The sequence below is a fragment of the Streptomyces phytophilus genome (genome assembly GCF_013870535.1).
Taxonomy (GTDB): Bacteria; Actinomycetota; Actinomycetes; order Streptomycetales; family Streptomycetaceae; genus Streptomyces; species Streptomyces phytophilus.
Genome location: NZ_JACBXC010001492.1, coordinates 1 through 1,339, shown reverse-complemented (window position 1 = coordinate 1,339; position 1,339 = coordinate 1). Strand labels below are relative to the sequence as shown.

General features: G+C 75.4%; 2 protein-coding genes. One reads left to right on the top strand and one right to left on the bottom strand.

Translation table 11 applies throughout. The features are described from left to right. The coding region (locus tag H5J30_RS33650) for a nitroreductase family deazaflavin-dependent oxidoreductase (RefSeq protein ID WP_181791558.1) at window positions 1-770 on the bottom strand (770 nt) is incomplete at its 3' end. 106 nt (window positions 771-876) lie between these two features. Here H5J30_RS33650 and H5J30_RS33645 point away from each other — a divergent pair. Further along, window positions 877-1,338, top strand: coding sequence for a MarR family winged helix-turn-helix transcriptional regulator (locus tag H5J30_RS33645; RefSeq protein ID WP_181791557.1), 462 nt, complete (start codon window positions 877-879; stop codon window positions 1,336-1,338). The last annotated feature ends 1 nt before the right edge of the window (window position 1,339 follow it).

Sequence of the window (1,339 nt, the reverse complement as noted above, 5' to 3'; positions counted from 1 at the left end):
GCGGTGACCTCGCGGTGCTCCTCGCGGATCCGGGCGACGGCGGGGGCGAGGTCGGGGAACTGCCGCGCCATGGCGCCGAGGGCGCCGTCCTCCGCGCGGTGGTGGTCTTCGAGGGAGGTGCAGTAGGCGAGGCAGTGGCGGCGGAGGTCGCGGAGGACGGGAGCGGGGGCGGGCGCGGGGGCCCGCTCCGGAGCCTGCGCGGTCGCCGCGGGGCGGTCCTCGGCGGCGGCCAGCACGCCGGCCAGCTCGCGGCGCAGCCCGTCGTGCGCCCTGAGCAGCTGCTCCCCGGCGGCCCTGCGGCGCTGCGGGTCGGCGAAGGGGTTGGGGTGCAGGGCGACGACGGGGATCGTGCGGTCCGTGCCGCGCTCGTACGCGGCGAAGGCGGGGTCGAGTCCGGCCTGCACCGCGTACATCCGGTCGCGCTCCGCGGCGGGGAGGGGAGCCGCGTCCGCCTCGTACGCCGCGATGCCGCCGGGGGCGCCGGCGTCGTGGATCTCGACGGTGACGCGGGGGTGGGCGAGGAGGTTGCGGTACCAGGCGGGGTGGCTGTCGGCGCCGCCGTTGGAGCCGAAGACGAGGAGGCGGGCGCCGTCGCGGAGGTAGACGACGGGGTTGGTGCGGCGGGTGCCGCTGCGGGCGCCGGTGGTGGTGAGCAGCACGAGGGGCGCGCCCTCGAACATGCCGCCGACGCGGCCGCCGTTCGCCCGGAACTCCTTGATGACCTGCCGGTTGAACTCCGCCGGGCTGGGTGTCTGCTGCTCGGTCGGCACGGGGACCGCCTCTCGCGCTCGCGGGTAGCATCGCGCTCACGCCGTAGAAGGTTTTGCTTTGAAAGCAAAGTATCTTTGCGAGCAAAGCTAAGAGGGGAGTGCCGCGGTGTCAACCGCCGGGACCGGCGTCGACGACGCCATCCGTACGCTGCTGCTGCTCATGCCGCGCATGGTGGGGCGCGCGAAACGGCTGCCGGTCCCCCGCGAGCTGCACTCCCTCGCGCTCGCCCCGCGGCACCTCTCCCTCCTCGCCTACCTGCTCTTCGACGGCGAGGCCAGCGTCAACGAGCTGGCCGAGCGGCTGGAGGTGGCCCCGACGACCGTGAGCCTCATGGTCGGCGAGCTGAGCCGCAAGGGCGTCCTGGAACGGCGCGAGGACCCGGCGGACCGGCGGCGCAAGCTGGTCGGCATCACGGCGGAGCGCCGCCCGCCGATCGACGCCTGGCTGGGGCAGAGCGCGCAGGCGTGGCGGAGGGCGCTGGAGCCGCTGACGGCGGCCGAGCGGCGGACGTTCGTGGAGACGCTGGCGGCGTACGAGCGGTACCTGGGGGAGGACGACCCCGCGTAGG